The organism is Mycobacterium shottsii (genome assembly GCF_010728525.1).
Classification (GTDB): domain Bacteria; phylum Actinomycetota; class Actinomycetes; order Mycobacteriales; family Mycobacteriaceae; genus Mycobacterium; species Mycobacterium marinum.
The window spans coordinates 1,068,088-1,086,622 of sequence record NZ_AP022572.1; the positions used below are offsets into that span (position 1 = coordinate 1,068,088).

An 18,535-nucleotide genomic window follows, 5' to 3' on the forward strand; every position below is an offset into this window, starting at 1 on the left:
CGGTTAGCTACCGCTTTTGGTGGAGACCTCTTGGGCTACAGCGAGGTTCAGCGGGCGGGCCAGCTGGGTCGGTGCGGTCCGTCCGCGTAGTTCGACGACTTCGGCGACGTCCCAGCACAAGGCTTCGGCGTCTAGCGCCCCGCTGACCGCGATCGCCGAGGCCAGCACGTGGCCTTCCTCGAGCTTGGCCAGCTCGGTGAGTCGGGCGGCCTCATTGACCGGGTCGCCGATCACGGTGTATTCGAAGCGGGCCTGCGCGCCGATGTGGCCGGCGATGGCCCTGCCGGCCGACACCCCGATGCCGAACTCCGCAGATCCCAGCACCGGAATGAGTTCGTCGTGCAACTCGCGCGCGGCGCGTAGCGCGGCGCCGGCGCCGTCGGGGTGTTCGATCGGTGCGCCGAAAATCGCCAGGGCGGCATCGCCCTGGAACTTGTTGACGAATCCGCCGTGGCGCGCGACGGTGTCGACCACCACCCGGAAGAATTCGTTGAGCAGGCCGACCACCTCGACCGGCGGTCGGGTCGCCGCCAGCTGGGTCGAGCCCACCAGGTCGACGAACAGCAACGCGACATCGCGTTCCTGCCCGCCAAGCTCGGTACCGCGTTCGATGGCGCGCCGGGCCACGTCCTCGCCGACATATCGACCGAACAGGTCACGCAGGCGTTGCCGCTCGGACAGGTCGCGGACCATGTCGTTGAACCCAGCCTGCAGCAGGCCCAGCTCGCTGGCGTCGTAGATCTGCATGTGCGCGTTGTAGTTGCCGCGCTGCACCTCCGACAGCGCCCAACGCAGCTGGCGCAGCGGATCAGCGATCGACATGGACACCAGCAGCGTGCTGGCCGAGCCGATGGCCAACGCTGCCAGCGCGAGCAGCAGGATGGGATTGAACAGCTCGTCCGGGGTAGCGTGCAGAATCGCCATCTTGTCGGCCACCACGGCCAGCACGATCGCCAACAGTGGTACCGCGGTGGACAGCACCGAGGCCAGCATCAACCGCAAGATGACCCCGGGCGAACGCAAGTTCTCCGGTACCCCACTGCGCAGCGCGGCCACCGCGACCGGCCGCAGCACCCGCTCAGACTGCAGGTAGCCGATGATTGCGGTGGCGATGGCGCCCAGGGCGGTGGCAATCGCCACCACGGGCGCCGCATAGCGAGCCACCGACCAGCTGGCGACGATGAAGATCACGCTGCCGATCGCCCACGACCCGACGCTGATCAAGGTGCGATAGAACGGCATGCGCAGCACCCGGCTGCGGGCCAGCTCGGTGGCGGACGGGTCGGCCGCCGCAACCAGATTGTCGCGGCGCTGCCACCGGAAGACCGGCACCAGCAGCTTGAGGTTCAATGCGAACCCGGCGAGGAACAAGGTAATCACGGAGGTGAGGAAGATCGCCAGATTCAGTGGTGGTAGATCCTGCAGCTGGATCCGATCGTTGGGTGGCAAGCCATAGCGCAGAAAGCCCAGAACGAATAGGCCGCCGATGATGTCGGCCTGCAACATACTCAGCGAAAACACCGGCCACGGAGTGCGCACTACCCACCGGGCGAACCCGTTGATCCGCCCGGGCAGGGTTGCCACGGTAGCCACCAGCCCACCGTATCCGGATGGGGGGACTCGCCGGAAACCTACGTGGGACTCGGCAAGTCGTTACCGAGTCGACTCGAGACGGGAAAGATAACGGAAATGTCGCGAAACGGTAGCCAATCGGTATCTGTCGGCGGGGACTAATAGTGTCCACGGTGATGTCTGGGGTATTCGCGCGGCTGGTAGGCCAGGGGGCGGTGGAATCGGAGCTGCTCGCGGCCGCTAGGTCAGTGCGCAGTGATTCGACTCACAGTTCGGGGTTTGACGGGGATATGACACATGCGTGGCTGATCACCGGGCCCCCGGGCTCGGGGCGGTCAATCGCCGCATTGTGCTTCGCCGCGGCGCTGCAGTGCACGTCAGACGGCGATCCGGGGTGCGGACGTTGTCGGTCCTGTTTGACCACCATGGCGGGGACTCACGCGGACGTGCGGCGGGTGATTCCCGAAGGCCTCTCTATCGGAGTTGACGACATGCGCGCGATCGTGCAGATCGCATCGCGCCGCCCAACCACCGGGCGCCATCAGATCGTGCTGATCGAAGACGCCGATCGGTTGACCGAAGGTGCGGCCAACGCCCTGCTCAAGGTGGTCGAGGAGCCGCCCGCATCGACGGTGTTCCTGTTGTGCGCACCATCGGTGGATCCCGAGGACATCGCGGTCACGTTGCGGTCCCGGTGTCGCCATGTCGCGTTGGTGACGCCGCCGACCACCGCGATTGCCCAGGTACTGATCGACAACGATGGGTTGGCGGCCGAGACGGCGAATTGGGCGGCGTCGGTCAGCGGTGGCCATGTGGGCCGGGCGCGGCGGCTGGCCACCGACCCGGAGGCGCGGCAGCGACGCGAGCGAGCGTTGGGGCTGGTTCGTGACGCCGCGACGCCGGCGCGGGCCTACGCCGCGGCCGAGGAGTTGGTCGCCGCGGCCGAGGCCGAGGCGCTGGCGCTGACTTCCGATCGCGCCGAGGCCGAAACCGAGGAGCTGCGTACCGCACTGGGGGCTGGTGGCACCGGGAAAGGGACTGCCGGCACGATGCGTGGCTCCGCCGGCGCGATCAAGGACCTGGAACGGCGGCAGAAGTCCCGCCACACCCGGGCCGCGCGCGATGCGCTGGACCGGGCCCTGATCGACCTGGCCACCTATTTTCGGGATGCGCTGCTGGTTTCGGCGAAGGCCGACCAGCCGCGGGCCAACCATCCGGACATGGCTGACCGGGTCGCTGCGCTGGCCGCACACGCGACTCCGGAGCGGCTGTTGCGTTGCATCGAGGCCGTGCTGAACTGCCGCGAAGCGCTGTCGATCAACGTAAAGCCAAAATTTGCGGTTGACGCCATGGTGGCAGCCATTGGGCAGGGACTGCAGTAGCGGGGGGCCGGTCGGTCGATCCGGACTTGGGAGGACCTGCCCGCCTGCCGTAGACTCGTGCCGCCCGGAATGAGGGCACGCCGCCTTAGCTCAGTCGGTAGAGCGATTCACTCGTAATGAATAGGTCAGGAGTTCGATTCTCCTAGGCGGCTCCACCTTTACAGGTCAGGCTGGGTAGTTACCCTGCCTGTTCGTGTTCGACGGCTTGAAGGGCGCGGATAGGGCGCGAGTACTCATCCAGGCGGCGGTGTAGTCGGGCACCGTCACGGACTGCTCGACGTAGTGCCGCCGGGTGATCTCGCTGCTGCTGTGTCCGGCCTGCCGGGCCGAGGCTTCCAGCCCCATCGCGCGTTCTACCGCGGTGACGACGGACTTGTGGATCGAGTGCGGCACAACCTACTTGAAGTCCTCGCCGCGGATCGCCCGCCAGCGGGTGCGGACATTGGCCTCTGGTCTCGGCGGGGCGTGCTCTCGCAGCGCCGCGGCTCCGAACTCCGGGGTCGTGACGATGTAGGGGTCGCCGCCGGCCTTGCGCCCCGGTGGGATTTCTTGTCGAGCCGGTTACCGATGCACACGGTGACGGGACCGTAACCGTCGAGGCCGTGGATGTCGTCTCAGGTGAGTGCGAGCACTTCGCCGATGCGGGCGCCGGTGGCCAGCAGTACGTCGAAGATGCGCAGCCGGTCATACCCGCGCGCGGGTTCGCGATTCGATCCACCGCTCTGCCATGCAGCGATCCTCCGCCGCATCTCCACGGCGTCGTCGGGGGTGGGGGCGCGCGGTTTGGTCGCTGACCGTGGTGGTGTGTACGCGGGCGTCGACGGGGGAGTAGCCGAGCGCAGGTACCGGTCGACCCGTTGTGTGGTGAGTTCACGCAGTCGGACGGTCCGCAGGGCTGGGATGAGCAGCTTGCCGATTACCCCGGCGTAGGCGTCGAACGTGTCCTCGGTTTTGCGCGGCCCGGCGCCGTTGGTGTGGGCCGGAGCAGTGTCGGCCCGGTACGTGTTGCGGGACGCCGTCGATTACATGGCCAACGAGACATGATGTTCGTACATCAGCGGTGGAGAACCGTGCTGTGTTTCCTTGATGGGCAAGCCTCTCTGCAATGTCAGCGCTGTCGACTATGCTGGTCAGAACCGCTAAATCAGATGAGGTGTTTGTCCAGGTGACCGAGTTGCAGAAGGCGAAGCGGCGCATCAGGACTGTCAGGGCAACCCGCCGCAACACCGAGCTGGAGGGCACCCGCAGCACCGCCGCTACCCGTGCCGATCAGGACGACTACGCCCGCGGCAAGATTACGGCAGCCGAGTTAGGTGAGCGCGTCCGCCGCCGGTACAACATCCAGTAACCGGGCCTGGAGTGCCGCATCCATGGGACACCGGCGATCACGAACGGAACTGGCAGGGCTACTCCATCTCCGGTACTTCCGTCTTACGGAACCGGGTCGGCGCCCGAACGCATGCCGAACTGCGTGACGCCGAGAACGACCTCGATGAGGCCCGGGTGATCGAACTCCGCGAGGAACCCAATCTGCTGGGCGACCGCACCTACGATCTTGCATACCTGCGGGCGATTCACCGCCAGCTGTTCCAGGACGTTTACGTCTGGGCGGGAGACCTGCGGACAGTCGGCATCGAGAAGGAAGACGAGTCTTTCTGCCCGCCGGGTAGCATCAGTCGGCCCATGGAGCATGTCGCCGCGGAGATCCACCATCTCGACCGGCTCAGAGCGATCGACGACGGCGATCTCGCTGGCAAGGTCGCATACCTATACGACCACGTGAACTATGCCCACCCGTTCCGCGAGGGCAACGGCCGCTCCACCCGCGAGTTCTTCGATCTCCTGTTGTCCGAACGCGGTTCTGGCTTCGACTGGGGGAAGACCGACCTGGAAGCGTTGTACGGCGCCTGTCACGCAGCGCGCGCCCACTCTGATCTCACAGGCATGGTCGCGATGTTCACGAAGATCCTCGACGCCGAACCCGCTTACGACTTCTGATCGCACTGTACCTCCTGCTGTCAGCTGGTAACGGTGCGTGTTCAATCGGTGCGAGTTGGTCGGCGGCCCGCCGGGGAGTGGCTCCTGGGTGGGAATGACCTGTTCGACTAATTCCTTGGGCCACGGTTCGAAGCCTTTCCAAAGACTCCCCACCTGGTTGGGGATGGTGTCAGACTTCCTCATGGCCACCGACAAGACGGCGTTGGTGCTTCTGCACGGCGGGGCTGGGTCGGGCAGGGCATGGCAAGACGTGGTACCCGTCGTTTCGAGATATCACCAGGTGCATGCGCCGACGGCTCCCGGCCACCGAGGCGGACCCCAGTGCAGAGGCGGCCAGCGACCGCGGCGGATCTCGTTGACTGGGCGGAGCGCTACCTCGACGAGCAAGGACTTCAACGCCCGCATCTGGTCGGCCATTCGATGGGCGGCTATTTGGCGATCGAATTGGCTCGGCGCGGCCGTGCAGCAACAGTGTGTGTGTTTGCGCCAGGTGGCTTCTGGGCGTCGGGTGACGGGCTGCGAGAAAGGACGCTGTCACGAGCGCTGGGAGGCGCCGGAATCGCTCGCCTGATGCGCGGCTCCTGTTCCAGGATGGCGCGTGCCACGGCGATCGGATAAGCGCGCACCGGGGTGTTGAGATCTTTGACGACTTCCTCGGATGCACGGTCGCCAACGAAGTATTCTCAACCGACGAGGAGCAGATTGTACCTTTGGACCCGTTGCCCTGCCCCGTGACGGTGGCGTGGTCGGAGAAAGACGAAATTGTTCCCGTCACGTCTTACGGCCCTAATGCGCGTGCGCGCCTGCCGCAGGCGACGTTCGTAACTCTGCCTGATGTTGGGCATGACCCTATGGTCGACGATCCCGAACTAGGGCGTGTCTGCTTAATGTGAATGGTGTTTTGGCTGATGCTGTTTGGGTGATGCGGACGCATGCGATTTCTGATGATTTGTGGTCGCTGATCGTGGCGGTGTTGCCTGCGGGGCGGCGGCGTGGCCGGCCGTGGAACGATCATCGACGTACTCTGGAGGGCATTATCTGGCGTTACCGTACGGGATCTCCGTGGTGTGACCTGCCCGAGCACTTCGGTCCCTGGCAATCGGTGGCCGAGAGGCATCTACGCTGGTCGGTCGATGGCATCTACGCGCGGATCTTCGCGGCGATCGCCTCTGACCTCGACGCCGAGGACGCCGACCTGGGCGCACTGTTGTCGGTCGATTCGACCAGTGTGCGCGCCCACCAACACGCAGCCGGAGCGCGCTCCGGGCGCCGCACAGGGGGATCTGTCGAATTACAAGAAATATCTCGATGAGCCCGATGACCACGCCATTGGGCATTCCCGCGGCGGGCTGACTACCAAGATCCACGCCTTGACCGACCAGCTGTGCAGTCCGGTCACCCTGGCACTGTCGGCCGGTCAAGCCGGTGATAATCCGATGCTTTGGCCACTGCTGGCCGCCCGGTGCAGCAACTCATACGCCCCGTTTCGCTTGCTGGCGGACAAGGCGTACTCCCATGACTCGACGCGGGCACAGCTGCGCCGGCTCAAGATCGCCCATACCATCCCCGAGCGCAGCGACCAGATCACCCGCCGCAAAGCCAAAGGCCGCAACAGAGGACGGCCTCCGGGGTTCTCAGGCCGAATCTACAAGCACCGCAACACCGTCGAGCGAAGCTTCAACCGGCTCAAACACTGGCGCGCGGTCGCCACCTGCTACGACGAATACGCCCTGACCTACCTCGGCGGTGTCACCCTGGCCGCCATCATCACCTACCACCGCGTCCGCAATTAGCAGACAGGACCTAGTCGCACGGACGATTCTGAGCGTGACGACAGCGGATGCACCCCAGGTGTAACGCCGCAACAACAGTGGCGGCCAACAGGCTTCTGCGAAATCACCTGTGCGGCATTACAACTTGCATGATTTGATCAGCGATACCGAACGTTACGCGACGTCGCGCTATCCGGCCGGTGTCATGGCGGGTCTCTGCACGCCGTGCGCGGCTTCCGGTTCCGCGACACTTCAGGCGCTGCGCATCGGCCAGTGCCCGTCTCGAAGGAAGCCGCGAAGTACAAGATCGGCCTTGTCTTGACTCTGGCAGGTACGGCAAGTCCTATCGCTCTCGCGCCTTGCGGCCTTGCCGGCCGCGTGCGCTCGCGGTCTACCGGCGTCCGCGGCTCCGGCCCGTGTTCCGACTGGCCGTTCGTGTGGGGTTGCGTGAGGTGGGTGGGTCGCTTTGTGGTGGTGGGGTTGGTTGTTGTCAATGGCCAAGTTGAAGTATCCGCTGGTGGCCAGATAGAAGTATCCACCCCGGGCGGTAGTTCCTAGGTTGGTGTGGGTTGCTCCTTCCGGTGCTGGGCGTCCTTCATGCGGTAGGAGTCGCCGTCGGTGATGACGAGGGTGGCGTGGTGTAGCAGGCGGTTGAGGATGCTGACTGCGGTGGTCTGCTCGGGCAGGAACCGGCCCCATTGTTCGAAGGGCCAGTGTGACCCGATGGCCAGGCTGCGGCGTTCGTAGGCGCCGGCGACCAAGCGGAACAGCAGTTGGGTACCGGTGTCATCGAGTGGGGCGAAGCCGAGTTCGTCCAAGATGATCAGGTCGACCCGCAGCAGCGATTCGATGATCTTGCCGACGGTGTTGTCGGCCAGGCCGCGGTAGAGGGTCTCGACGAGATCAGCGGCGGTGAAGTAGCGGACCCTGAGCCCGGCGTGGATCGCCGCGGTCCCCAACCCGATCAGGGTGTGGGATTTGCCGGTGCCGGCCGGGCCGATGATCGCCAGGTTCTGTTGGGCCCGTATCCATTCCAGACTTGACAGGTAGTCGAAAACCTTCGGCGGGATCGACGAGGCGGCCACGTCGAAGGACTCCAACGTTTTCGAGACGGGGAACGCGGCGGCCTTGAGCCGGTTGACGATGTTGGAGGCATCCCGGGCGGCCAGTTCGGTCTCGACGAGCGTGCGCAGCACTTCCTCAGGAGTCCAGCGTTGGGTCTTGGCGGTCAGCAAGACCTCGGGTGCTGCGCCGCACCGCGGCCAACTTCAACCGCCGCAGCCCGGCATCCAGATCAGCGGCCAGCGGCGGCAACGACGGCGGCGCCACGGGTTCGACGGCAGTCGTTGGTGATGTCGTGGTCATGAGATCACCTCGTCATCGGCTCCGACGGGTCCGATCTTGTAGGCGTCCAGGGAACGCATCGGGGCGACCGGTAGGTCCAGAATCAGCGCATCCCCGGCAGGGCGGGGTTGTGGGGTTCCGGTGCCCGCGGCCAGGATGGAGCGCACGTCGGCGGCCCGGAACCGGCGAAACGCTACCGCCCGGTGCAGCGCCGCGATCAGCGCGTCGGTGCCGTGGGCGGCCCCCAGGGCGAGCAGGATCTCCAGCTCTGCGGCTAGGCGGGTGTTGCCGATCGCCGCGGCGCCGACGAGGAATGCCTCGGCGTCCGCGCCGAGGGCGCAGAACTGCTTCTCCACGCTGGTCTTGGGCCGCGGGCCCCGACTCGGTGCCAGCCTTGGCCCGTCGTAGTGCTCATCGAGGATCGACGCTGAGTCTGGGGCGACCAGTTCGTGTTCGGCCACGATCATCCCGGTAGCCGGTTCGTCTAGGGCGTGTCTGCTTAATGTGAATGGTGTTTTGGCTGATGCTGTTTGGGTGATGCGGACGCATGCGATTTCTGATGATTTGTGGTCGCTGATCGTGGCGGTGTTGCCTGCGGGGCGGCGGCGTGGCCGGCCGTGGAACGATCATCGACGTACTCTGGAGGGCATTATCTGGCGTTACCGTACGGGATCTCCGTGGTGTGACCTGCCCGAGCACTTCGGTCCCTGGCAATCGGTGGCCGAGAGGCATCTACGCTGGTCGGTCGATGGCATCTACGCGCGGATCTTCGCGGCGATCGCCTCTGACCTCGACGCCGAGGACGCCGACCTGGGCGCACTGTTGTCGGTCGATTCGACCAGTGTGCGCGCCCACCGACACGCAGCCGGAGCGCCCCGGGCGCCGCACAGGGGGATCTGTCGAATTACAAGAAATATCTCGATGAGCCCGATGACCACGCCATTGGGCGTTCCCGCGGCGGGCTGACTACCAAGATCCACGCCTTGACCGACCAGCTGTGCAGTCCGGTCACCCTGGCACTGTCGGCCGGTCAAGCCGGTGATAATCCGATGCTTTGGCCATTGCTGGCCGCCCGGTGCAGCAACTCATACGCCCCGTTTCGCCTGCTGGCGGACAAGGCGTACTCCCATGACTCGACGCGGGCACAGCTGCGCCGGCTCAAGATCGCCCACACCATCCCCGAGCGCAGCGACCAGATCACCCGCCGCAAAGCCAAAGGCCGCAACAGAGGACGGCCTCCGGGGTTCTCAGGCCGAATCTACAAGCACCGCAACACCGTCGAGCGAAGCTTCAACCGGCTCAAACACTGGCGCGCGGTCGCCACCTGCTACGACAAATACGCCCTGACCTACCTCGGCGGTGTCACCCTGGCCGCCATCATCACCTACCACCGCGTCCGCAATTAGCAGACAGGACCTAGGCAGACCGCGCCGTGATCGACCACCACTGCCACGGTGGTGCCGATCAGCCGGGTGGGTACCGAGTAGCGGGCCGAGCCGTAGCGCACACAGGAGAGTCGGTCGACCTTGTGCAGCACCGTGGGCGCCCCGATCTGTAAGCGCAACGATGGAAGTGGTTGCAGTACTTGGCGTTCGGAGACCAACCGTTCGTCGGGAATCGCCTGAATCTCCGAGTGCGCCAGGGCATTGACCTCGTCGCACCACGCCGCCGCAGCGGCGTTGGCGGCCGGATGTCGATCGGCACGCCGTCGACAGCGGACTGGGTCAGCAGCGGCACCGCCAGGTCGCGTTGGGCATAGCCGCACAGGTTCTCCACGATGCCCTTGGATTGTGGGTCGTTGGCGTGACAGAAGTCCGGGGCGAACCCGTAATGGGTGGCCAGTCGGATGTAATCCGGGGTCGGGACGACCACATTGGCGACTACCCGCCTTTGAGGCAGGCCATCCGATCAGCCAGCACCCACGCCGGGACCCCGCCGATCGCCGACAGGGTTTCGGCGATCAACGCCAGCGTGGTCGAGGCCTTCTGGTCGGCGGCGAAACGCACGAATCGCCACCGGGAGAATGCCAGCACCGCGCAGAACAGGAACAATCCCGGTGCCGCTTGGGCCCAGTCGATCACCAGGTACTGCCCTGGTGACCATACCGCTGGACGGCGCCCGCAGTGATTGGCGCTGCGCCACAACGTCTTCGCCTCGGCAACAAGACGCCGGAAGTTGCGATCCGAGCCTTGGTAGCCTGCGGTGCGGGCGATCGGCAGCAGCCGCTTGGCCGAGATCCGGCCTCCAGATTTCTCGACACGTTCGGCGACCAGCTCGGCCACCGAATCGTAGTTGTGCCCTCGTTCGGCCCGCCGTGCCGGCGGTATGCCGGCCTGGTCGGCCTCGAATTTGTCGATGATCTTCTTGACGGTGCGATGCGTGGTGCCGCACGCGTCGGCGGCGGCCCGGTACGACCCGAGCTGTTGATCGGCAGAAATGATGTCCATGCGGTCCTTCACAGACTTCAATAGAACTCCCCGGTGGTGATGGCCATTGGTTGGCGCCTTCACCGTCACCATCGGGGCCCACAGTTCCTGATCGACACGACGAACACGGGTGGATACTTTTATCTGGCCAAAACTGGATACCTCGACTTGGCCACCAGTGGCTACTTTTTCATGGCCACGGACACGGGGGCGGCCGATAATCCCCACGAGCTATGCCGAGGAACCGTTGTTTGCGCGTCGACCCTGATCATCCTTGGTGTCATGTGGGGATGGCTTGGAGATTCGCCACTCGAGCAGGGTGATTGCTTGGCGAGCAGTGGGTCGTTGTTCGACGACGTCGGCGCCCAGGTCGCCGCCCTTGATCCGGACGGCGGTTGGCGGGGCAATGCGGCGCAGGCCTATTGGGTTCAGAACCTCGCACAGTCGCGGCACGCCACGCTGATGGCCGACCTGGACCGGCTGACCGCCGGGCTGGTGTCCGCCCAAGCCGATGCCGTCAAGCAAGCCCGCGAGCGGCTGTCGGTACTGATCGCGGTAGTCCTGGGTGTGCTGGTGGTTTGTGCTCGCCTGGAACTAGGGGGCCCGAGGGCCAGCTCCCGTCCTTCCACATTGCGGTCGCCGCATGCGGTATTGTGCAGGTTGCCGCCGCCGCCACCCTGATCGGGTTGGCGAACAAGACCTCCTCGAACGCCAGCAGCCTGCGGGCGGCGACACAGCGAGCGACCGAAATGTTGGCGGCACGGTCGGCACGGTCGGACGCGATCCCCGGGTCGGCCGGTATGACGGCGCCCGATGTGGGCACGCTCCCATTTGGCGCCCGGCCGAGGTTGGATGTCGCCGGTGACACCGCGCGTATCCGCCGTACACCCGATCGGGGCGCGGCTTACGCCGAATTATCAGATCGGAGCTGAAACCGAACCCGTCGACGTCTCGCCACCGCCGGTGCTTTCGACGGGAGCGCTCACCAGTGTGGCGTGGCCGGCCTCGGCGCCTTCTGCACCGGCCGCTGCCGCGGCGTCTTCTTCGCCCTCTTTGGTCTCGTCAGCCAGCTCCGCGTCTTCGTCGGGTTTGGTGTCCGAGACGAGTTGTGCCGGCGCTGCGCCGCCCTGCGAGGACCCCTGTTGGGCCGACTGACTGATGGTCTGCGCGATCGGTGAGGCCTGCTGCGCCATCTGACCGGCCTGCGGGGCCAGTTGCACCAGCTGGGGAATTGTGGCGGCCACACGGGGCGAGAGGGCTTCCGCCTGAGCGCTGACCGCCTCGCCGATCTGTGTCGCCGCGGCCGCGGGTGCACCCAGCAGCCCGGTCGCGGGCGCGGCCAATGCTTGCGCCACGGGCGCGCCCAATAGCCCGGCGGCGGGCGCGGCCAACGACTGCACGGTCTGGCTCTGTGCCACAGCGTTTGCACCGCTTGCGCCCAGCGCTTGGCCGTCGCCGCCGAATTGGTACTGCGTCAGTGCATCGCCAAGGGCTTGGTCGGCTTTGGCGTAGATGTCCGCGGCAGTCGACATGCTGGAAGCGGTTCGTTTCAAGGCGGCGGTTACACCGGGCATCCCATCGGATACCAAGGACTCGATGCCAGGCATTGTGTTGTTGATTGCAGCCGAAACCGGATCCCCTCCTGTTGCTGCTATCGGCGCTGGTGGCGCCGGAAAAACCAGCTCGGCGAGCTTGCTTCCCGCAGCAATCAGACGGGCGGGATCGACGGCCAGAGGCTCAGCCATCGCAGAATCCCTCCTGTACGTAGTGGATTCAGCAAATTTTACCCCGACCTGGAACAAGCCCGATTGCGCCAATTTCGGTGCGGGCCGATCCGCTACCACGACCGCCCGGACGTAGCCCGCCGGTGACTCAGAATCGGATATTGCGGACCAGGTCATAGACACCGGTAATCCAGAGCAGCAGCGGGGCGATTGATGCGATCATCGCGCCATCGAACAATTCCAGCGCCCGTTTCATGACCGGCGAAACGCGACGTACCTGGTTCATCGCCCCGACCGAGATGAGCGTAATGACGGCCGCGGCGAGGTAGATGGTCAACAACAGCCAGGCATAGTGCGGGTACCAAAGGCTCAGCTTCACGGCAAGCCCGGTCGGTATGGCGACGGTCGCCGCCAGCAGCGCCCATGCGCACCACGGATCCGCGTACAGCCGCGATCGAAACGAACAGATCACCGTGATCAGACCCGCCACAATCAGGCTGTGTATGAAGAAGTGCCCGTGTACCACCACGGCTATCGAACCCACCGCAAGAATCAGCGTTCCCGCGGTGACGTAGCCGACGAGCAGCTGCTTAGCCAATTTGCTGCGCTCAGTGAGCCGGGCTGCCGACGCCGGCGCGGAGGCGATGATGGCTTGCCAGGTTGGTGTCTCTTCGTTGGTCGCGTCTTGGGCCGTGATGGGATCGAGCAATTCCTCGTTGTCCACGGTCTCTCCGGGAACGGGGATGGGCGGTAGCGCGATCCGCGCGACGGCGACAGTGAGCTTGGCCGCGTTCGTCACGACGAACAACCCGAACGCAATCGCCCCGGCCGGCACCCATTCCTGATACCCGTATCCGAAGGCGACCGCCGCCGAAATGACCGCGATCGATGTAATCACGACAAACGCCGCGATGTCGTGACGCTTGTAAGGCCCGCCGCGCGTCATCAAGGTGACGAACAACACCGCCGTGGCGGCGGCGGCGAGCTGGGGCGCCCCCAGCGAATGGAACCCGCGTGGCAGCGGAACGGCAATCGCTGCCGCCGCGGCGATGACCCCGTACGACGTGACCAGCAAGCTCTCGGCGAGCCGCGAGTTTTGGTAAAACCGCTTTGCTACGAAGGAGCTCGCCAAGGCGGCGAGCCCAATCAGGCCGATCACCAGCGGCCAGAACACGCTGCGCCCGGTTTGCCACCAGGCCCGCATGGCAACCGCCGTGATGGGCAGGGCGAAGACGGGGATCGCCACGGCGATGAAGCGTTCTAGAGCGGTGCGGTTGAACTCGGGCGACTCGTCGAGTACCGCGATCGCGTCGATAACGTCCTCGACGAGGGGCCGATACCGCTCCGTGCGACTGGCCAAGACCAAGGTCAGTAGCGATCCGTCGACAACGCCGGCCTCATCGAGGGACTGGTCGAGCTTCAGCGGCGGGAATCCGGGCCGAGCGAACGTCCAAACGCCCTGAGCTTCGAAGTCGAAGCCGGCCAGCACATCCGCGGGAGTGTCTTCGAGCAGATCGGCCAAGATCGCGACGGTTTCGTCGACATAGCTCTCCATGGGTGCCGCCGCGGGCAGCACCAGATCTGTCATCCGTCTGCCGGTAAGGACGGTGACCCGGGTGGTTGCCGGCTTGGGTGGGGTGGTTCCCGTGGCGGCGGAGGGGGCGGGAACTGCAGGTGCGCTCAACGACGTCCAGCCCTTTCAAAATCGTCGGACAGAGCCGCGGCCAGCTCGAGAACCCGTCGTCGGTAGACGGGGCCAAGCTGGTCGAGATGAATTTCGGTGCCGGCCGCGATGTGCCGGTCCCATGGCAAGACCACTACGCGCCCGGGTTGGAGCTGCTGTTCAAAGTCCCGGACCAACTGCTGTTCCGACACGTTGGTTTCGCCAACGGCGACATTGTTTATCGCTACGCATGCGCGGCTCGCCAAATCCTGGTAACCGTGTTTGCGCAACCAGTCCAGTGCGATTGGGGCTTGGCGCGCACTGTCGATGGAAACGTTAGTCAAGATCACGATCGCTGAGGCGGTATCGAGCACACCCAGTGTCACCGGATCGAATAGCCCTGCCCCGCAATCGGCCAGGACCAGGTTGTAGAACTTCGACACGGTATCGACGGCCGATCGCAAGTCTTCGCCGCTGAGCCCGCGTTGCGCGGAGGTGTATTCCGCGGTGGGGAGAATTTCGAGATTGGCGGCATTGACGCTGGTGTGTGCGCGGACATCGTTGTAGTGCGACAGCCGCGGATCCGCCAGCAGATCGGCAATCGATGATGGCGACGAACGTCCCGAACGTTCGGCGAGATTTCCGGCGCCCGGATCGGCGTCGAGCACCAGGATCCGATCCCCGCGCACGTGCGTCAGTGTGGTGCCAAGAGTGACCGTCGTGGTCGTCTTCCCGGCGCCGCCCTTGAGGCCCAAGATCGCGATCTGATACGAGCCGCGGGGCTTTCGACCGATCCGCGTGCGCAGGTCCAATTCATACTTCTCATCGGGAGAAAGGCCGAAGTTTATCCGCGTGACCGCGTGAACCCACCGCCGCCAACCCCGTTGTGGCACCGGCTTATTCGGCTTCCCTGGCTGCTTGGCCGGGGCGCCGGCGTCCGGCAGGGGCTCAGTAGCGGGTTGAGCCGGGGCGGCGGTGCGCGGCGGCTGAGCCCCGGTGGGGCCCGGCGGTTGAGCCCTGGTTGGTACCAGCGGAGATGGTGTCGAAGCGGCCGAAGTCCGGGATTCGGCGCGCCGCCTGGCCCTACGACCATCAGCGCGACCCGGCGCGGATTCGACGGGGGCCCCAGGGGCGGCGGGCATGGGTCCGGACGGCCGATCGAGCGTCGGTTGGCTCTGCTGCAGCCACGCGAAGGACGCGGTTGAGCTTTCGTCCGCCGCGGGTCCGTTTCGCCTCATCGGCTCGCGTGTCGGAAGCGGTCGTACCGCCGTGTCGAGGTCATCGGTTTCGGGCTCGGGCCGATAGCGATGCGTCCGTCGGGCATGCCGCGAGTGCCGAGGAGCCTCGGATTCAGCCTCTGGTGGCCCTGGAGGCTGAGGCGGGCCACCGATCCGGACCCGGCGCGGTGGCGGAGGTTCGGCCGATTCATGCCGGTTTGGCGTGGCGCCGCGTGCTGGGGGTGCGAACGCCGCTGGCCTCGGTGGGGGCGGCGGGTGTCCGCTGATGGGCTTCGGTTGCCCGGGCTGGTTCGGTGGCGCCGCTGGCGGTTGAGCGCGGCGACGCGGGGGGCCCGGTGGTAGCGGTGGCTCGGGCCGGGTGGGTGCCGGCCCGTTGACCGGCATGGGAGGCCGCGGTGATTTCGGTGGTGCCGCTGGGGCTTCGGCGGCCGCCGGTTTCGGTTCTTCTTCTATGTCCTGGTGTGGTTGCGGCGCGCCATGCTGTGCTTCCGGTGTGGGTGGGGGCCCGCCGATGGGCATGGGGCGACGCGGCGGTTTTGGTGCCGCTGGGGGTTCGGCGGTTGCGTGGGCCCGTTCCTCGCCGGCCTGCGGCGGTTGTGCAGCAGCGTCCGGCGGCTGCGGTGGCACTGCTGCGGCCGTCGGTTCCGGTGGAGCCGGCGGCAGTTCGGGCGGCTCCGGTGGCGGTCCGCTGACCGGCATGGGAGGCCGCGGTGATTTCGGTGGTGCCGCTGGGGCTTCGGCGGCCGCCGGTTTCGGTTCTTCTTCTATGTCCTGGTGTGGTTGCGGCGCGCCCTGTTGTGGTTCCGGTGCGGCCGGGGGTGTGGGTGGGGGCCCGCCGATGGGCATGGGGGGACGCGGCGGTTTTGGTGCCGCTGGGGGTTCGGCGGTTGCGTGGGCCCGTTCCTCGCCGGCCTGCGGCGGTTGTGCAGCAGCCTCCGGCGGCTGCGGTGGCACTGCTGGCGCCGTCGGTTCCGGTGGAGCCGCAGGTGGCTCCGGAGATGCCGGTGGCGGCCCACCGATAGGCATCGGAGGCAGCGGCGACTTGCTGCCAGGCGGGGGCCCGCTAACGGGTATTGCCTCGTCCGGAGGTTCAGCCTCGGCTGTCGGCGCTTGCGGAGGTGCCTCCGGACGAGCCGGTGGCGGTTCCGGGGGTGCCGGTGGTAGCTCCGGGGGGGCCGGTGGTGGTTCTGGGGGTGTCGGCGCAGGCCCGCCGATGGGCATGGGGGGCAACGGCGACTTGGCGGGGCCAGCTGTCGGCTCTGCCGAGTCTGACGGCGACGCTTCTTCGGCCGGCGGAAATGCGCGCGGCCAGTCCTTTGGCGCCGACTTCCCGTCGCCGTTGGGTTTTACGGGCGGCGGATACGCGGTACCAGGATCAAAGAATGTTTGCCCAGTTTCATCATCTGGAGGTCCGGAACCCTCGGCGGGCCGAAATAGCTCGTCGTAGTCCGCCGGCATAGGAACCTCTCAGAAGTTCGCCAATAAAACGAAGCATGAGAAGGGGCGAGATTCCGAAAGGTTGAAACTCGCCCCGATCTCGTGCTTCGGTATTCTACGCGAACGAGAGGGGGGATTAAGCAAACATCCCCGTGACGTTGCCCTCGGTGGAGGACATTGCCTGACCGGCCTCGCTGATGGTGCGAGCCAGGTTCTGCAGCGAGTTGTTGAGCTCCTGGGCGGTGGAGTCCCACTTCTGCTGCACACCATGGTAGGCCTCCGAACCGCTACCGCCCCAGGCTGCGGACAGCTTGGTCAGCGACTGCTTGCCCTCATCCAGAAGGGAATGAATGCTGGTGACATTTCCCTGAATTGCGCTGGATGCGGCCTCAATGCCGGCGAAATTCCACTGCTGTTCTGTCATGTCGTATTGCTCCGTTTCTTTGTCGTTTTAGGGGAATCAGAAGCCCATTTGCGAGGACAGCGCCTGCTGCTGCTCGTCGTCGGCCCGGGAGTACTGGACACCGGCCTGACGGATGTTCGTCGAAATCTCGTCGAGTTCGGCCTTCTGCTTGTTGGCGGCTTCCTGGAAACGGACCACCGCAGCCTGAGCGGCGGTACCAGCCGCACCGCGCCACTGGGCCTGCAGCGAACCGGCGGTCGACTCAACCTGGTCGATCTGGGTCTTCAGGTCACCGGAGATCCGCTCGAAATTACCTGCCTCCTGCGCGAGGGTAGCGGCATCGGTCTTCATCTCTGCCATGCTGGACTACTTTCTCTCTTTCTTTCCTCGCCAAATTGTTGGCAAGTCTTCCGGCCCGGGTGGCCGGGAAGTCTGTTCGTGTTGACGACGCTCACCAGTCGTCCTCGTCATCCCAGTCGTCTTCGTCGCCCTCGTCCCGCTCCTGGGTCAGCGTCGCCGGGGCGGCCATGCCTGGCCGCGACGAACCGCCAGCACCGGCGCCAGCTCCTGCCCCCATTCCGCCGGCGCCCACCGGGGCGGCGCCACTGCTTGCCGACGATCCGGCAGCCGCAGCCGGCTGCACTGACGGACCCATCGGCTTTTCGACGAGTTCGCTGATCAGTGGCGTGCGGGTTAGGGTCCCGCCGGCGCCGGGTAGCGATTCATCGCGCAGCAGGCCCGCGCCGGTGCTCGGGCCTGACCCACCCGCCAGCGGGTGATTGGACAGCGCGCCGGCCCCGAGCAGGCCCATCCGGAAGCCTTCTTCGTCCGCGCCGTTGCCCGAGCTGCCGGTGTTGCTGAACGCCGACGTCATCTGCTGCGCCGATTGTGCCAGCTGCTGCATGGGGCCACTCGCCTCGGCGACCTGCGTGGCGGTCTGCTGAAGCTCACTGCTCGGTATGCCGGTGACCTGTGACGCCATGTCCAGCAGCGGAGTCGACGAAGTCGGCATGCTCTGTGCAGTGGCGGGATCGAGGATCGACGTTATCGGCTCGAGCTGTTCGAACAGCGTGTTGGCCGTCGTCTCGGCCTGGTAGACATCCATCGCCAGCGCCGCCTGGTTCCACATGCGGACGAAGTAATCCATCTCGTTGAAGGCGATGGGAGCCGTGTTGATGCCGAAGAAGTTGGTCGCGTTGAGGATCACGTTGGTGATGTGGTTGGCAAAGATCTCGGGTAGCGAAGGCATTGTGGCCATGGCCTGCATGTATGCGGCGGCCTGCGCACCGGCTTGTAGGCCGCGCGTCTTGGCCTGGGTCGAGGCGGTCTGCAACCAGGTCACCATCGGCAGGGCGGCCGCCAGGGCTTTCTCGCTGCCGCCTCCGGTCCACGCTTCGCCGAGCGAGTTCAAGCGCGCGGTCAATTCGACGGCCTGAGCGTCCAAGGCGGCTGCCAGAGCCTCCCATCCGGCGGCCGCGGCCAGCATCGGGGCCGGGCCCGCTCCGGCCATCAGGCGAGCGGTATTCAGCTCCGGTGGCATTGCGTGCCACAGCATGGTGATCACTCCTTCTTGTTG

At 65.8% G+C, this 18,535-nt stretch carries 13 protein-coding genes, 1 tRNA gene and 6 pseudogenes; 8 read left to right on the plus strand and 12 right to left on the minus strand.

What is annotated here, in order from left to right; all coding sequences use genetic code 11:
* Window positions 1–3: 3 nt before the first annotated feature.
* Window positions 4–1,593 carry an adenylate/guanylate cyclase domain-containing protein gene (locus tag G6N41_RS05045; protein ID WP_198966774.1) on the minus strand — a complete coding sequence of 530 codons (1,590 nt, stop codon included), beginning with the start codon at window positions 1,591–1,593 and terminating at the stop codon, window positions 4–6.
* Window positions 1,594–1,748: 155 nt separating this feature from the next.
* On the opposite strand from G6N41_RS05045, the gene G6N41_RS05050 reads away from it, so the two are divergent.
* The gene (locus G6N41_RS05050) at window positions 1,749–2,954 is read left to right on the plus strand and encodes a DNA polymerase III subunit delta' (protein ID WP_198967725.1); all 1,206 of its coding nucleotides are present in this window, start codon (window positions 1,749–1,751) and stop codon (window positions 2,952–2,954) included.
* Between the two features lie 79 nt (window positions 2,955–3,033).
* Window positions 3,034–3,109: transfer RNA gene (locus G6N41_RS05055), tRNA-Thr, on the plus strand.
* A 10-nt stretch (window positions 3,110–3,119) separates the two neighbouring features.
* Here the strand turns inward: G6N41_RS05055 and G6N41_RS05060 are convergent.
* Together G6N41_RS05060 and G6N41_RS29445 are read right to left on the minus strand one after the other, a co-directional pair.
* A pseudogene (locus G6N41_RS05060) lies at window positions 3,120–3,299 on the minus strand (hypothetical protein).
* Window positions 3,300–3,568: 269 nt separating this feature from the next.
* A complete protein-coding gene (locus G6N41_RS29445; RefSeq protein ID WP_259593502.1) occupies window positions 3,569–3,703 on the minus strand; it encodes a hypothetical protein in 135 nt (44 codons plus the stop codon).
* Window positions 3,704–4,107: 404 nt separating this feature from the next.
* Here G6N41_RS29445 and G6N41_RS05065 point away from each other — a divergent pair, with 404 nt between their 5' ends.
* The 4 genes and pseudogenes from G6N41_RS05065 (at window position 4,108) to G6N41_RS05080 (ending at window position 6,745) form a co-directional block, all read left to right on the plus strand.
* Window positions 4,108–4,302, plus strand: coding sequence for an antitoxin VbhA family protein (locus G6N41_RS05065; RefSeq protein ID WP_036427006.1), 195 nt, complete (start codon window positions 4,108–4,110; stop codon window positions 4,300–4,302).
* A gap of 11 nt (window positions 4,303–4,313) precedes the next feature.
* Complete coding sequence (locus G6N41_RS05070) at window positions 4,314–4,952, plus strand: Fic/DOC family protein (protein ID WP_198966775.1); 639 nt, start codon at window positions 4,314–4,316, stop codon at window positions 4,950–4,952.
* 240 nt (window positions 4,953–5,192) lie between these two features.
* Window positions 5,193–5,570: an alpha/beta hydrolase gene (locus G6N41_RS28015; protein WP_231608828.1), complete on the plus strand. Its 378-nt coding sequence runs from the start codon at window positions 5,193–5,195 to the stop codon at window positions 5,568–5,570.
* Between the two features lie 301 nt (window positions 5,571–5,871).
* A pseudogene (locus G6N41_RS05080) lies at window positions 5,872–6,745 on the plus strand (IS5 family transposase).
* 533 nt (window positions 6,746–7,278) lie between these two features.
* Here G6N41_RS05080 and istB read toward each other — a convergent pair.
* Both istB and G6N41_RS05090 read right to left on the minus strand, forming a co-directional pair.
* Window positions 7,279–8,089: pseudogene (istB, locus tag G6N41_RS05085) on the minus strand (IS21-like element helper ATPase IstB).
* Window positions 8,086–8,556, minus strand: a pseudogene (locus tag G6N41_RS05090) (IS21 family transposase); the annotation flags it as partial. The pseudogenes G6N41_RS05090 and istB, both read right to left, overlap by 4 nt.
* Before the next feature lie 46 nt (window positions 8,557–8,602).
* Here G6N41_RS05090 and G6N41_RS05095 point away from each other — a divergent pair.
* Window positions 8,603–9,474, plus strand: a pseudogene (locus tag G6N41_RS05095) (IS5 family transposase).
* An 11-nt stretch (window positions 9,475–9,485) separates the two neighbouring features.
* On the opposite strand, the pseudogene istA reads toward G6N41_RS05095, so the two are convergent.
* Window positions 9,486–10,536: pseudogene (gene istA / locus G6N41_RS05100) on the minus strand (IS21 family transposase); the annotation flags it as partial.
* A gap of 285 nt (window positions 10,537–10,821) precedes the next feature.
* Between istA and G6N41_RS28020 the strand changes: the two are divergent.
* The gene (locus G6N41_RS28020) at window positions 10,822–11,175 is read left to right on the plus strand and encodes an EspA/EspE family type VII secretion system effector (protein WP_231608829.1); all 354 of its coding nucleotides are present in this window, start codon (window positions 10,822–10,824) and stop codon (window positions 11,173–11,175) included.
* A 236-nt stretch (window positions 11,176–11,411) separates the two neighbouring features.
* Here the strand turns inward: G6N41_RS28020 and G6N41_RS05110 are convergent, their stop codons facing one another.
* From G6N41_RS05110 to G6N41_RS05135, 6 genes are all read right to left on the minus strand, one after another.
* Window positions 11,412–12,239, minus strand: a complete 828-nt coding sequence (locus G6N41_RS05110; RefSeq protein WP_198966776.1) for a hypothetical protein — start codon at window positions 12,237–12,239, stop codon at window positions 11,412–11,414.
* A 127-nt stretch (window positions 12,240–12,366) separates the two neighbouring features.
* On the minus strand, window positions 12,367–13,902 hold the full coding sequence (gene eccD, locus G6N41_RS05115) for a type VII secretion integral membrane protein EccD (RefSeq protein WP_198966777.1): 1,536 nt from the start codon (window positions 13,900–13,902) through the stop codon (window positions 12,367–12,369).
* Complete coding sequence (locus G6N41_RS29910) at window positions 13,899–16,577, minus strand: MinD/ParA family ATP-binding protein (RefSeq protein WP_198966778.1); 2,679 nt, start codon at window positions 16,575–16,577, stop codon at window positions 13,899–13,901. The genes eccD and G6N41_RS29910 overlap by 4 nt, the downstream gene beginning before the upstream one ends.
* Before the next feature lie 115 nt (window positions 16,578–16,692).
* A complete protein-coding gene (locus tag G6N41_RS05125) occupies window positions 16,693–16,980 on the minus strand; it encodes a WXG100 family type VII secretion target (protein ID WP_198966779.1) in 288 nt (95 codons plus the stop codon).
* Window positions 16,981–17,016: 36 nt separating this feature from the next.
* Window positions 17,017–17,319 carry a type VII secretion system ESX-1 WXG100 family target CFP-10 gene (gene esxB, locus G6N41_RS05130; protein WP_012392185.1) on the minus strand — a complete coding sequence of 101 codons (303 nt, stop codon included), beginning with the start codon at window positions 17,317–17,319 and terminating at the stop codon, window positions 17,017–17,019.
* A 91-nt stretch (window positions 17,320–17,410) separates the two neighbouring features.
* A complete protein-coding gene (locus G6N41_RS05135; RefSeq protein ID WP_198966780.1) occupies window positions 17,411–18,514 on the minus strand; it encodes a PPE family protein in 1,104 nt (367 codons plus the stop codon).
* Between the last annotated feature and the right edge of the window lie 21 nt (window positions 18,515–18,535).